Consider the following 12,095-nt stretch of genomic DNA (forward strand, 5'->3'; position numbering starts at 1 on the left):
TTATTTTCTAGATAAGTTTGAACAAGAGTTCTGACCTAAAATAATAAAGTGATCACCAAAGAAAAGTCTCTCTCCAAGGCTAATTGTCAGATCAGATAATTGACCATCGTTATTTAATTGAAAATTAACAATATGATTATAACCAGGAAAAAGTCCTTTCTTGGCCACGATATTAAACTCGTAATCGCTTAGCTTCTTAATCTTATCAAAGCGATCCTTTTTAATTTTAGTCTTAGATGATGCCTTACCATTAGCATCTATAATCTTTAAAATAAGAACATTTGAATCCTTTTGTGATTCAACGAGCTCAACTCCACAAGTGTAATTACCTTGATTTCCTTGATAACTACCTGAAATTTTATTTAAATTAATTGCATGAGACGAGATCCACACGAGAATCATCGCAAGTGTGATTAGTTTTTTCATATTTCCCCCTAAATATAATGTCTTAATCTAACTCACCCCGTCATCTCTCTCAAGATAACCTATCAAATTTACAACTGGGGTCATTTTCTAACCAAAATGCTCAACTTTCTCGATAATTCACTGATTTAAAGTGTTAGTTTTCTCAAAATATCTTACATTTAGGGAGTTAACATAAATTAACTTCAATATATTTTTCATTTTTACCTCAATCTCGCTAAAAGTTATTCATTAATTCTTTTAAGGGGGAGAAATGTCTAAGTTTATTAAGAGCATAATGCTTGTTCTAATCACTCTCACTGCTTTTGCCAGTGATAACCAATTAAACTTCTCATTCAATGGTGGACAAAATGATGTTCAAATTCTTGCCAAAGAAATTGAGGTAACAAAGTACAAACAAGAAGAATACGAAGGTACTTGTTACAATCAAATTCCATACCAAGACGAAGAATGTGGATACGAAACGAAGTATCGTCAATCTTGTCGCTACCGCTCAGGAAGAAATGTTTGCCACACAGACTACGAACGTCAGTGTCGCTATGAAACAAAATATCGTGAAAGATGTACAACTGGCCCATCAAGACAAGTTTGTCGAAATGTACCAGGGCAAAGAATATGTCGTGATGTTAATGGACGTCGCGAATGTAAGCAAAGACCAGGTCGTCGTGTTTGTGAAACAAAGCCAGGTCGTCGTACATGTAGCCGTGAACCATACCAAGACCGTGTTTGTCGCTCACGCCCAGTTCAACGTTGTCACTGGGAGCCAGGAAGAAATATTTGTACAGATGAGCCATACCAAGACTACGTTTGTCGTACAGTAACAAAGTATCGTTCAGAGCCATACGCTTGTACAAAGACACGTACAGTACCTTACAAAGATACTGAAAAAGTAACTCACAAAGTAAAAGTTGAATATATTGGTGCAATCGAGAAAGCCGATGCAAACTTCACGCTAAACTTTGCAAACGAAATGAAGAGTTTCCAAACTGAAGTTGAAAACTTAAATGAAGAATCAACTCAGATTAACTTCCAAGTTGCAGACTTTAACGAGGTTCAAGATTATAACTATGAATCGACTCTAAAAGTTGAATTCTTTGACCTAGATAAAGCACGTGCTCCTATTCAAGTAACTCCTGCTAAAGTTGATATTAGCAAGCGAGGAAAGTTTGAATTAGAAGTATCTAATCTAGAAGGTGTTGAAGCGCTAAAGACAGAAATCGTAATCTACGATCGTGAAAAGAAGAGACTTCACTTTAAGAAGACTATTGATCTTTTAACTTTCAACAAAACTCTTCTTGATAATGGAAACGTTCTTCTTACAGGAGAACTAAAAGAGCACGGTTTTGAAAAAATCAAAAAAGGCTTCTTTGGTCCATTTGAAAAAGAGCGTAAGCTTAAAGTTACTCTTACTTTCTTTCCACTGGATTCAACTGTTCCAGGGCAAGAGCTAAAGCCAGTAACACATACGCTAAAAGCAGAAGCTGAACTTTAGAAAAAAGACCTTAAGCACACACTTAAGGTCTTCATTCAATTTTAGGGAATTGTTTGAAGGCCATGAAAATATAAATTGAACAAGAAGGCCTCTGTTTAGTTACAGGGGCCTTCTTTTCTCACTTCATTTCTACCTTTATCAATTGTGGTCATCACAATCTCTAGTACTTGAATAGTTAAGAAATTAAAGATTAAGCAATGTAATGCGCAGTGTTGTTTACGTTATAGCAAATGCTACGTACCATTTTATAAATAAAAAATAAATAAATCATTAAGGGAGCTTAGTAATGATTAAAAACCTAATGGCCATTTTAATGGTGGCCCTACTCGTTGTGTCTTGTTCAGGAAAGAACGGAGCAAACAAGAGTACTTTTGTATACTGTTCAGAAGGTTCACCTTCAGGATTTAATCCTCAATTTCTAACTGATGGCCCATCTCACAATGCGGCAGCTTACCCACTCTTTAATCGACTTGTAAGTTTTGAAACTGGAAGCACTAATATCATTCCTTCCATTGCTGAGAGTTGGACTGTATCTCAAGATCAACTAACTTATACATTTAATATAAGAAAAGGTGTTAAATTTCATACGACAAAATATTTCAAACCAACAAGACAGCTTGATGCAAGTGATGTTGTGTGGTCTCTAAACCGTATGTTTAAAAAGGACCATCCATATAATAAAGTAAGCGGTGGTATCTATGAATATTGGGATGGAATGGGAATGTCTAATATTATCAAAGATATTAAACAAACTGATAAGTACCAAGTTCAAATTGAACTTCATCACCCAGAAGCTCCCCTACTTGCAAACTTTGCAATGGCCTTCACAAGTATCCTTTCGCGTGAGTATGGTGAAAAAATGCTAGCGGCCAAAACACCTGAAGATTTCGATCGTAAACCAGTTGGAACAGGCCCATTTATTTTTGGATCATATCAGAAAGATACAATGATCCGTTATACTGCTAATAAAGACTATTTTAAAGGTGCTCCAAAAATTAAGAGAATGGTTTTTTCTATTATTCCTGATCCTTCAGTTAGAACGCAGAAACTTGTTGCAGGAGAATGCCACCTTGCGACTCAGCCTGCACCAACAGATATTGCAGCACTAAAAGCAAATAAAGATATAACAGTATTAGATGGTGCCGGTCTCAATGTTGCATACCTTGCTATGAACACTGAAAAGAAGCCTTTTGATAATATCCATGTAAGACGAGCAATAAACTATGCCCTAAATCGTGACTCTTATATTGATCCTATCTATCTTGGGTTTGCAAATGTTGCAAAGAACCCAATGCCACCAACAATCTGGGGTTATAACGACAATATCACTCCATATGAATACAATATTCAAAAGGCAAAAGAAGAATTAAAAAAAGCAGGTCTTCCAAATGGTTTTGAAACAACAATTTGGACTCTTCCGGTATCTCGTCCATATAATCCAAATGGAAAGAAAATGGGTGAATTAATGCAGGAAGATCTTGCAAAAATAGGTATCAAGGTTGAGCTTGTGACATATGATTGGCCTACATACTTAAAGAAGGCACACGCTGGTGAACATTCAATGATTCAAATGGGATGGACTGGTGACAATGGAGACCCTGATAACTTCTTATATATGTTATTAAGCTGTGAAGGAGCTAAGGCCGGCTCTAATTATGCAAATTGGTGTAATAAGGATTATGACCGTCAGGTTATAATGGCAAAGAGGCTAAACGATCCAAAGAAAAGAGCTAACTACTATCTTGAGGCCCAAGAAGTATTTAAAAAAGAGGTTCCATGGATAACACTCTTTCACTCAACAGTTCACCGTGCCATGAGAAATAATGTAAAGGGATTCAAAATTCATCCTCTTGGAAATGACATCTTTACTGATATCTCTATCGAATAAGTAATTAAATTATATGAAAAACTTCTTAAAACAACGTTTTCTTCAGCTAATCCCAACAGTAATTGGGATTAGCTTATTTTCCTTTATCATTGTTCGCTTAGTTCCAGGTGACCCCGTTCTTCTTCTTTTAGGTGAACGTGGTGCTGATCCTAAAGTCTATGCGGCCATGCAAAAAACACTAGGACTCGATCGTCCAATTCTAGAGCAGTACTTTCTCTACATACAAAATATCTTCTCAGGAGATTTTGGCCAATCCATTGTGACGAAGCAAACAGTAGTTAATGAGTTCTTCTCTCGCTTTCCGGCCACTTTAGAGCTTGGAGTATGTGCGATGGTATTTGCCATCCTAATAGGAATCCCTGCTGGAGTCTATGCAGCTTTAAAGCGTAATTCTTTTATAGACTATCTATTAATGGGTACATCACTAGTGGGATATTCAATGCCAATATTTTGGTGGGGATTAATTCTCATTATTGTCTTTTCAGTTAATATGGGAATCACACCTGTTTCAGGAAGGTTAGATGTCTTCTATGAAGTACCAAGTATTACAGGTTTCATGCTACTTGATACGCTTAATCCTGAGGTCATTGAATTTGATGGTTTAGCACCATTTTTCTCGGCCCTAAAACACCTTATCCTGCCAACAATTGCTATGGGGACAATTCCACTTGCTGTTATTTCTCGAATGACAAGATCAAGTGTACTTGAGGTCTTAAAAGCACCATATATCCAAACAGCTAAAGCAAAAGGCCAAAGTTATCAAAAGATTGTATGGAAACACGCTGTAAGGAATGCACTTATACCAATCGTAACTGTTATTGGACTTCTTTTTGGAAGTATCATTACAGGAGCAATTCTTACAGAGACCATCTTCTCGTGGCCAGGTATCGGCCGTTGGCTAGTGGCAAGTATTCACGCTAGAGACTACCCTGTAATACAAGGAGGTATTCTCTTCATTGCTCTGATGGTTATCTTCATCAATACATGCGTGGATATAATCTACTCGATTGTTAACCCTAAAATTTCAGGTTCAAAATAATGAGTGACCAAGTAATTAAACAAGATTCAAACATAACAAATATTCAGTTATTAAAAGACTTTTGGGATCATTTTAGTGATAACAAAGGTGCAGTCTTTGGACTGGCCTTAGTTATAGGATTTATTCTTATAGCACTACTCGCTCCTATCATTGCTCCTCATGGGCAAAGTGAAATCTTTGAAGGACAACTTCGTATTCCACCAATTTGGGCAGAAGGTGGAAATATTTCTTTCTTACTAGGAACAGATGATCTTGGACGTGATGTTTTAAGCCGACTTATTTACGGTGCTCAAGTCTCACTCTTTGTTGGGATATCAATTGTATGTATATCAGCTGTAATTGGAACTATTCTTGGACTTCTTGCAGGCTACTTTGGTGGAAAGACAGATGCTGTGATTATGCGATTTATTGACATTCTCATGGCCTACCCAAGTATTCTTCTCGCTATTATAGTTGTCTCTGTAATTGGCCCAGGACTTATGAATGCGGTCTTTGCCGTTTCACTTGTAAGTGTTCCATCTTTTACACGTTTAATTCGTGCCAATGTTATGGAAATCAAAGACCTACAATTCGTTCAAGCTGCTAAAACTTTTGGGGCCTCTCCTATTCGCATCATGCTAAAGGAAATTCTTCCAAATTGTATGGCAACATTAATTGTTCAAATTACTCTAGGACTATCAGAAGGGATTCTCTCCACTGCGGCCCTTGGCTTCTTAGGACTAGGTGTTCAAGCTCCAACTCCTGAATGGGGAATTATGCTAAGTGATGCTAGGCCTTATATACAAAGTGCTCCATGGCTTGTCACGCTACCAGGACTTTGCATTCTAGCAGTCGTACTTGGCCTAAACTTATTTGGTGATGGGCTTAGAGATGCACTTGATCCAAAACTTAAGAGATAAGAAAAGAGAAATATTGCTATGAATTTATTAAAAGTTAAAAATTTAAATATCCACTTCAAGACAAAAAAAGGTCTTGTTCACGCGGTTAGAAATGTTTCCTTTGACGTTGAAAAAAGTGAGACTTTAGGAATTGTTGGAGAATCCGGATGTGGTAAGAGTATTACAAGTATGGCCATTATGGGACTCCTCGATGACAACGCCGTAGTCACTGCTGATGAATTAAGCTTTGATGGAGTTGATCTTCAAGGCCTTAACGAAAAATCATGGCAAAAGATTCGCGGTGGTGAGATTAGTATGATCTTCCAAGATGCCATGAGTAGCTTAAATCCTTGCTACACAGTAGAAAATCAGATTGAAGAAGTTTTAAAAATTCATAATCCAACAATGGCTAAGCCCGATAGAAAGAATCGAGTCGAAAAGCTTTTAACACTCGTTGGTATTCCGGCTCCAAAAGAGAGAATGAAATCATATCCTCACGAACTTTCTGGAGGAATGGCACAAAGAGTGATGATTGCCATGGCCATTGCATCAGATCCTAAGCTTCTAATTGCAGATGAGCCAACAACAGCACTTGATGTAACTGTTCAACAACAGATTCTGGACCTTTTAATCGAGATCCAGAAAGAGACAGGTATGGCCGTAATTTTCATCTCTCACGATCTTGCTGTTGTAAAAGACTTTACGAGAACATTACAAGTTATGTACGCAGGTGAAGTAATTGAAAAAGGACCAACAGATGATGTCATTGCACACCCAAGGCATCCTTATACATTTGGACTTCTACAATCAATACCATCATTTGCAAACGATATAGACGCTCCCCTTTATTCAATCAAAGGAATGGTACCAGACCTTGCAGGTAGGCCCACAGGCTGCCAATTCAAGGAGCGCTGTGAATACTCTAGTAATGAATGTAATCATCTACCAAAACTAATCATTCATGATGATCGCTCTCTAAGATGTATTCACCCTTTAAACAACTAATCTAACGGATAATAAAATAATGATTGATACAATAAAAGTTACAAATTTAAAGAAGCATTACCCAGTGGGAGATAAAACTGTAAAGGCCGTTGATGGCCTGAGTTTTAATTTACAAGAAAGATCGACCCTAGGAATTGTAGGTGAATCAGGTTGCGGAAAATCCACTCTTGCAAAATGCCTCATGGGACTTGAATCTTTATCGGGTGGAAGTATCACAATAGCTGGAAAAGACTTTTCTCAAATGAGCTCTAAGGAGTTATATCACAATATTCAAATGGTTTTTCAAAACCCACTGGAATCCCTTAATCCTAGAAAAAAGGCCTGGGAGATTATTGCAGACCCACTCTTAATAAATGAGAAAGTGACAAAGAAAGAAGCTTTTAAAAGGGCCTGTGATCTAATGGAAACAGTTGGACTAAGACGCGAGCACGCCCATAAGTACCCACATATGTTTAGTGGTGGCCAGCGCCAGCGAATTGGTATTGCACGTGCCCTGATCTTAAAGCCAAAGGTTCTTATTTTGGATGAGCCTGTTTCAGCATTAGACGTCTCTGTTCAAGCACAAGTTCTAAATCTTTTAAGAGATCTTCAAAAAGAATTTAATCTAACATATATCTTTATCTCTCACGATCTCTCTGTTGTACGCTATATCGCAGACAAAGTTCTTGTCATGTATCTTGGAAAGGTATGTGAATATGGAAAGAGTGATGTGATATTTGAGACGCCTCACCATCCATATACAAAGACACTTTTAAAAAGTGCGCACGCTGTGGAAAATGAAGTGATAAAAGCCTTCCCTCCTCTTAAGGATGTGGAACTACCATCACCTCTTGATCCTCCATCAGGATGTAACTTTCATACTCGTTGTCCGCTTGCTGTAGAATCCTGTAAGAGCGAAATTCCTGAATGTCGTGATATCGACCAAAGAAGTGTTTTCTGCCACGAAGTAATTGCCAATTAAAAAAGCCTCGCTCAGCGAGGCCTATATTCTATTTTAATACATTTTTTAAATGCTTTACCAAGCGCTCCTTAGAAGGAACCTTGATTGCAACCTTACGACGACGATGACGTGGCCCATGTCCAGTTACTCGGCTAAAAACTGAGCCATCACAAAGGGCACCAGACTCATTCAAATAATTTAATTCACTTCTTACTGCACTGATATCAATTGTCATCCCAGGCTCATATAATGCATTAAGAAGTTCATTCATTTGTTCAGAACCATTATCACCTTCAAGTAAATCGATATAGAAATGCAGTTTATCTTGATGCGCTTTAATCACCCTTAAGAAAATAGGATAGGCTAGAAATGCAGGAAAAACATGTAAACCAAATATTGCATTTAATGCATAAGTTGAAACGTAGTGAACTCCATTATGTGCATGAGTCGACATCTTAACCAATCTACTATCATTAAACTTTGCAACATCTTGCTTATATTGTTTGGAACATGTCTGTGAGTAAACATTAGATGATATTGCTAAGGCCATGGAAATGACCAAGATTACTTTTTTCATTCTTCCCCCCCAGGATATGTGAAATATTTATATGAGAGAAAATAACAATAAGTAGCTTTAGTCTCTACTCAATTGTAAAAATTGACGATGGTGTCTAGTATTGTTACATAAACCCCAAGTACGACACTATTTTATGTATTCTTAACAAGGGGCCCCCTATGAAATCACTTCTACTTGCTTTAATACTAACAATTTCTACTTCAACACATGCTTGGATTGAAAACGAAGATCAATTTTCGTCTCACCCATACTATGAGCAAATGGTTGAGTTTATGTGTTTTAATTGTGGACCAAATGAAGGTGGATATCGAATTAACGATATTTATGCGATTGAAGAAACACAAGCAGAAGTATGCTACATCATGGATTATACAGTAACTTATGATGATGACTACGGTCCAGTTAACTACGATGAGTTTCAAGAATTCTGCTTTGAACCAGAAATAAAATAGCTAATAAAAAAGGCCCACTAAAAAGTGGGCCTTTTTTATATCTGAATTTAAATAATTAATTACTTAATTTCTTTGTGTACAGTGTGCTTTCTTAAGAAAGGGTTGTACTTTTTGATTTCTAATCTTTCTGGATTAGTCTTCTTGTTCTTAGTTGTTGTGTAACGAGATGGAGTTTGTCCATTCTTTCTCGCTTCTGTACACTCAAGTGTAATAATAACTCTTGGCCCCTTTGCCATAACTGCCTCCTAAAAATATATAAACCTAAAATTTCTCTTATAACTTAGTAATCGTAGGTAAGAAACTTACTAGAAATACATTGTCATGGCAAGGGCCAACTGTTAAAAATACTGCATGGAAATACAAAACTTAGTCAATTTGAAGAATTGGAACTTCGCCCACTACAATAGTGAGCATTTTAAGGCCTTTATTGGCATGACTGGCGATGTAGAAGAGACAAACGGAGCAATAAGAGAGGTCATCCTCTACTCTGTAACAGTAGTCGATGGTGAGGATAAAGAAGTATTTCAACGTGATTTCAAGTCGTTAAAGTCAGCAATTTCATTAATAAATGAAAACTATGGACATTGGCAATTTAACGACCCGACAGATAAGTCTGGCGGAGGTTGTAGTTCTTGCAGTGCTCACTAGCCGCAAGGAGTAAAACTCTTGACAATTTCTGCTATATAAGCGAAATTGCTCAAATCTCAAACTTAAATGTTAGAACACTTAAACGTAGAAAATAGCATTGTAACAAGCAATGCGAGAAAAAGAGGTTTAAAATGAAAAAAGGTATCCACCCAGAGTACAGAGACGTTCTATTCCACGATATCTCTGCTGACTTAAAATTTATCACTAGATCAACAATCAAAGCAGATGCTGAGCTTGAGTTTGAAGGGAAAACTTACCCATACGTAAAACTTGATATCTCTAGTGCATCTCACCCATTCTATACTGGTAAGCAAAAAGTACTTGATACTGAAGGTCGTATCGACAAATTCAGAAAGAAATTTGGTACTTCTTACGCTTCACTTGGGAAGAAAAAGTCTTAATTTACTTTTTAAATTTAAGATATATAAAGGCCTCGCATCGCGAGGCTTTTTTGTTTATAATTAAGAAATGAAATTCTTAATCCTAATCCTTATTACTCAAGTAGCATTTGCTAAGCTTGAAAATAAAATTAACTATATTGCTGATATCTTACTTAAAGAACAGTATTTAATTAATGACTCAAAAGAGCGTGCCGATTTCGTTAAAAGACAGCTTATTGAAAAGTCCGCTAAAAGTCTTGATAATAAAAAACTTGAAAAGATTATTGACGAGAATACAGAGTTCATCGACCTGAAGAAAGAGATAGTCAAACGTATTAAAGACAAATACTCCGAAGAAGAAATAAATAAGCTCATGGCAATCCTTGAGACAAAGGAAATGAGAAAGCTTGCTAAAGATGTCTTATCCCCTATTCTATTGATGCCCCACTTTAAAATGAATAAAGAAAAAATCATTTATGAAGTAAAAGAATTAAAGAAGTCTCAGTAATATTAGAAAAAAATCCTATCCCAACATATATTTTTAAGCTTAGATATTCTAAGTACTTGAGAGTTATACTTATAGACCGCCTAAAGAAAAGCCTGTGATTTCAACAACTTAGAAAAGATTTCTTTAAAGAACTTATCAAAATTTACCGAAGTTATTATATCAAAAATAAGATTTTCTTTTCTAAGGGGGACGTGTGATCAAGAAATCAATTTCAAGAACAATAGCTATAGTTTCATTGGCCTTACTTGTTACAAGTTGTGCAAATATGAATTCACAACAAAAAAGAGAGTTAGCAGAATGGGAAGCTGAAGGTATTGCAGTAAAAGAAAAAGATGAAGTAACTGCCGCAGTATTAAATGTACTTCCTGGTGTTGGTGACTTTTATAATGGCAATGTAGGTCATGGAATTACAAACCTATTATTTTGGCCGGCCTCAGTCCTTTGGGCCCCTTTCGGAGGTGTTGCTGGAGCACAGGAAAAAAATTATTATGCAACAAAGAATTATGTAAGCTCTTTAGAAAATAATCGCAGAAGACTATTAGATGATCTTGATACGGCATTTATGACTCAAGAGATTTCAAAGAAAACTTATTATTACGGAAAGAATAAAATCAAAAAAATGAAAGTCACTGAGTTTAAAAATGAAATAGAACTTAGAGATATTATTCCAGTAAAACTACAAAGACTTCCAGCAAGTAATTAAAAAATAAAAGGCCTGTGAAAAACAGGCCTTTTTTATTTGTTAATTTTCATCATTAGATACTTATCTTAATCAATTTCAACTTCAATCTCTTTAACTCTAAAAGTAGAATTTTCAAGCTTCTTATCGATCGTATAAGAAAGCTTTATCCCAGAAGAGATAGCATCTAATTGTTTAAGCATTTTCTTTTTAAAGAGTTTTTTTGGAACTTCTAAGCTCACAATCTTATTCTCTATTGTACAAACTTCCCAAAGATAAGCATGTTTCACAATTCTCTTTAGACGTATTAAGCGCGCCTCATTCTCAACGACGGGCTTATTTTCATCACTTAAACTATAGAGATGAATTGTTGCAGGCATAACCTTACGATCAAGCTTTGCCACTTGTGATAAAGACTCAAGTTCATAGTCTAGACTTACTTTAATAGACTGATGGCACCAATCATCAGTTTCTTGAAGAGGACAACTTCCCTGCCCCATGCATGGATAATTAACTTTATACTCAAGGTTTAATAGTTTTCTTCTAAGCTCTAAAACTTCTTTAAAGACCTCTTTGGTTCCCGGCTCAATACAGATGATGAACTTAGGCTTGAGGTTCTTTATTAGCTTAAAAGCTACCTTCATTCCCATTTCATTTAAAGAGTTACCAAAGATTAGCGTTGAGTTTTCAATTTGAGGGACACGGTTTTTAAAGAAAACCCTATCTTCTTTAAAATATTCATCGTTAAGCTTCTTGGCCTGTTTAAGCATTAACTCACTTTCATCAACACCAATGAACTCTTTTACATTAGGCAAGAGATTGGCAGCAGCATAAGTATAAGTTCCAGGGCCACAACCAATATCAATAATCGTCGTTTCTGAGATTGCAGACAAACTCTCCTCACTTAATTGAGAAAAGAGAAAGTCTAATTTATATGCATTTGTTGGGAAATAGAATGCTGTATATGCACTTATCAAATCCTCATTTGAGTAGTTCTCCTTTAAGTTTTTACGCTCACTTGTAAATTGTTGCGACTGAATCTGAACAAGCTTGCCAAGTTGTTGCTTATTTAACTTTGGATTTAATAGAGAGTTTAAAATTGCATCATAATCAAACATTTTCTTTCCTAATTAGAGGCTAAGTAAAGGCCAAAAGAAAGGGCCTCATATCGAGGCCCTAAATATCG

The 12,095-nt window shown here is 36.2% G+C and carries 15 protein-coding genes; 11 read left to right on the plus strand and 4 right to left on the minus strand.

From position 1 onward, the window contains the following. The gene (locus VCM44_RS14395; protein ID WP_334679202.1) at positions 1–426 is read right to left on the minus strand and encodes a hypothetical protein; all 426 of its coding nucleotides are present in this window, start codon (positions 424–426) and stop codon (positions 1–3) included. 250 nt (positions 427–676) lie between these two features. On the opposite strand from VCM44_RS14395, the gene VCM44_RS14400 reads away from it, so the two are divergent. From VCM44_RS14400 to VCM44_RS14425, 6 genes are all read left to right on the plus strand, one after another. Further along, complete coding sequence (locus VCM44_RS14400; RefSeq protein ID WP_334679203.1) at positions 677–1,915, plus strand: hypothetical protein; 1,239 nt, start codon at positions 677–679, stop codon at positions 1,913–1,915. A gap of 286 nt (positions 1,916–2,201) precedes the next feature. Then, positions 2,202–3,803, plus strand: coding sequence for an ABC transporter substrate-binding protein (locus tag VCM44_RS14405; protein WP_240406493.1), 1,602 nt, complete (start codon positions 2,202–2,204; stop codon positions 3,801–3,803). Between the two features lie 13 nt (positions 3,804–3,816). Continuing rightward, positions 3,817–4,842 carry an ABC transporter permease gene (locus VCM44_RS14410; protein ID WP_120404609.1) on the plus strand — a complete coding sequence of 342 codons (1,026 nt, stop codon included), beginning with the start codon at positions 3,817–3,819 and terminating at the stop codon, positions 4,840–4,842. Next, the gene (locus VCM44_RS14415) at positions 4,842–5,741 is read left to right on the plus strand and encodes an ABC transporter permease (protein ID WP_334679204.1); all 900 of its coding nucleotides are present in this window, start codon (positions 4,842–4,844) and stop codon (positions 5,739–5,741) included. Before VCM44_RS14410 ends, VCM44_RS14415 begins: the two co-directional genes overlap by 1 nt. 18 nt (positions 5,742–5,759) lie before the next feature. Continuing rightward, the gene (locus tag VCM44_RS14420) at positions 5,760–6,725 is read left to right on the plus strand and encodes an ABC transporter ATP-binding protein (protein ID WP_334679205.1); all 966 of its coding nucleotides are present in this window, start codon (positions 5,760–5,762) and stop codon (positions 6,723–6,725) included. Between the two features lie 19 nt (positions 6,726–6,744). After that, positions 6,745–7,686 carry an ABC transporter ATP-binding protein gene (locus tag VCM44_RS14425; protein ID WP_334679206.1) on the plus strand — a complete coding sequence of 314 codons (942 nt, stop codon included), beginning with the start codon at positions 6,745–6,747 and terminating at the stop codon, positions 7,684–7,686. 28 nt (positions 7,687–7,714) lie between these two features. Here VCM44_RS14425 and VCM44_RS14430 read toward each other — a convergent pair whose 3' ends face one another. Beyond that, the gene (locus VCM44_RS14430; RefSeq protein ID WP_334679207.1) at positions 7,715–8,242 is read right to left on the minus strand and encodes a hypothetical protein; all 528 of its coding nucleotides are present in this window, start codon (positions 8,240–8,242) and stop codon (positions 7,715–7,717) included. A gap of 158 nt (positions 8,243–8,400) precedes the next feature. Here VCM44_RS14430 and VCM44_RS14435 point away from each other — a divergent pair, with 158 nt between their 5' ends. Continuing rightward, a complete protein-coding gene (locus VCM44_RS14435; protein ID WP_334679208.1) occupies positions 8,401–8,694 on the plus strand; it encodes a hypothetical protein in 294 nt (97 codons plus the stop codon). A 59-nt stretch (positions 8,695–8,753) separates the two neighbouring features. On the opposite strand, the gene rpmG is transcribed toward VCM44_RS14435, so the two are convergent. After that, a complete protein-coding gene (rpmG, locus tag VCM44_RS14440; protein WP_120404605.1) occupies positions 8,754–8,930 on the minus strand; it encodes a 50S ribosomal protein L33 in 177 nt (58 codons plus the stop codon). Between the two features lie 115 nt (positions 8,931–9,045). Here rpmG and VCM44_RS14445 point away from each other — a divergent pair, with 115 nt between their 5' ends. The 4 genes from VCM44_RS14445 (at position 9,046) to VCM44_RS14460 (ending at position 10,933) form a co-directional block, all read left to right on the plus strand. Continuing rightward, a complete protein-coding gene (locus VCM44_RS14445) occupies positions 9,046–9,342 on the plus strand; it encodes a hypothetical protein (protein ID WP_120404604.1) in 297 nt (98 codons plus the stop codon). A 131-nt stretch (positions 9,343–9,473) separates the two neighbouring features. Next, on the plus strand, positions 9,474–9,743 hold the full coding sequence (locus VCM44_RS14450) for a type B 50S ribosomal protein L31 (protein ID WP_120404603.1): 270 nt from the start codon (positions 9,474–9,476) through the stop codon (positions 9,741–9,743). Positions 9,744–9,810: 67 nt separating this feature from the next. After that, positions 9,811–10,230 carry a hypothetical protein gene (locus VCM44_RS14455; RefSeq protein WP_120404602.1) on the plus strand — a complete coding sequence of 140 codons (420 nt, stop codon included), beginning with the start codon at positions 9,811–9,813 and terminating at the stop codon, positions 10,228–10,230. Between the two features lie 193 nt (positions 10,231–10,423). Beyond that, positions 10,424–10,933, plus strand: coding sequence for a hypothetical protein (locus tag VCM44_RS14460; RefSeq protein ID WP_334679209.1), 510 nt, complete (start codon positions 10,424–10,426; stop codon positions 10,931–10,933). Positions 10,934–10,998: 65 nt separating this feature from the next. On the opposite strand, the gene VCM44_RS14465 is transcribed toward VCM44_RS14460, so the two are convergent. Next, positions 10,999–12,027, minus strand: coding sequence for a small ribosomal subunit Rsm22 family protein (locus tag VCM44_RS14465; RefSeq protein ID WP_334679210.1), 1,029 nt, complete (start codon positions 12,025–12,027; stop codon positions 10,999–11,001). Positions 12,028–12,095: the final 68 nt, after the last annotated feature.

This window comes from Halobacteriovorax sp. DPLXC-1 (assembly GCF_036903125.1).
Taxonomy (GTDB): Bacteria; Bdellovibrionota; Bacteriovoracia; order Bacteriovoracales; family Bacteriovoracaceae; genus Halobacteriovorax_A; species Halobacteriovorax_A vibrionivorans.

What these genes read in the sequence shown, in the direction of transcription:
- VCM44_RS14395 (WP_334679202.1), bottom strand. Translation starts at nt 426, where the DNA reads ATGAAAAAACTAATCACACTTGCGATGATTCTCGTGTGGATCTCGTCT.
- VCM44_RS14400 (WP_334679203.1), top strand. Translation starts at nt 677, where the DNA reads ATGTCTAAGTTTATTAAGAGCATAATGCTTGTTCTAATCACTCTCACT.
- VCM44_RS14405 (WP_240406493.1), top strand. Translation starts at nt 2,202, where the DNA reads ATGATTAAAAACCTAATGGCCATTTTAATGGTGGCCCTACTCGTTGTG.
- VCM44_RS14410 (WP_120404609.1), top strand. Translation starts at nt 3,817, where the DNA reads ATGAAAAACTTCTTAAAACAACGTTTTCTTCAGCTAATCCCAACAGTA.
- VCM44_RS14415 (WP_334679204.1), top strand. Translation starts at nt 4,842, where the DNA reads ATGAGTGACCAAGTAATTAAACAAGATTCAAACATAACAAATATTCAG.
- VCM44_RS14420 (WP_334679205.1), top strand. Translation starts at nt 5,760, where the DNA reads ATGAATTTATTAAAAGTTAAAAATTTAAATATCCACTTCAAGACAAAA.
- VCM44_RS14425 (WP_334679206.1), top strand. Translation starts at nt 6,745, where the DNA reads ATGATTGATACAATAAAAGTTACAAATTTAAAGAAGCATTACCCAGTG.
- VCM44_RS14430 (WP_334679207.1), bottom strand. Translation starts at nt 8,242, where the DNA reads ATGAAAAAAGTAATCTTGGTCATTTCCATGGCCTTAGCAATATCATCT.
- VCM44_RS14435 (WP_334679208.1), top strand. Translation starts at nt 8,401, where the DNA reads ATGAAATCACTTCTACTTGCTTTAATACTAACAATTTCTACTTCAACA.
- rpmG (WP_120404605.1), bottom strand. Translation starts at nt 8,930, where the DNA reads ATGGCAAAGGGGCCAAGAGTTATTATTACACTTGAGTGTACAGAAGCG.
- VCM44_RS14445 (WP_120404604.1), top strand. Translation starts at nt 9,046, where the DNA reads ATGGAAATACAAAACTTAGTCAATTTGAAGAATTGGAACTTCGCCCAC.
- VCM44_RS14450 (WP_120404603.1), top strand. Translation starts at nt 9,474, where the DNA reads ATGAAAAAAGGTATCCACCCAGAGTACAGAGACGTTCTATTCCACGAT.
- VCM44_RS14455 (WP_120404602.1), top strand. Translation starts at nt 9,811, where the DNA reads ATGAAATTCTTAATCCTAATCCTTATTACTCAAGTAGCATTTGCTAAG.
- VCM44_RS14465 (WP_334679210.1), bottom strand. Translation starts at nt 12,027, where the DNA reads ATGTTTGATTATGATGCAATTTTAAACTCTCTATTAAATCCAAAGTTA.